This is a genomic window from Streptococcus sp. SGI.013, assembly GCF_050315295.1.
Classification (GTDB): Bacteria; Bacillota; Bacilli; order Lactobacillales; family Streptococcaceae; genus Streptococcus; species Streptococcus porcorum.
On sequence record NZ_JBNPOS010000124.1, the window covers coordinates 1 to 202 of the forward strand.

At 46.0% G+C, this 202-nt stretch carries 1 pseudogene; it reads left to right on the forward strand.

From position 1 onward, the window contains the following. Window positions 1–202, forward strand: a pseudogene (locus ACQRDX_RS09665) (hypothetical protein); the annotation flags it as partial.

The following is a 202-nucleotide window of genomic DNA, read 5'->3' on the forward strand; positions in this document are numbered from 1 at the left end:
AAACTCGGTTCATGGGTTCCAACAGTTCCAACCGGAGTTACTCCAATTCCACCAATTCCGTATCCGAATGACCCAGTTGATCCAAGTAAGCCAGGTACAGATCTTCCAGTTCTGCCATATGTTCCAGGTCATATTCCAGTTGGACCAGATGGATTCACTCCATTGACCCCAGTTGATCCAAGTGATCCAAGTAAAGGATATG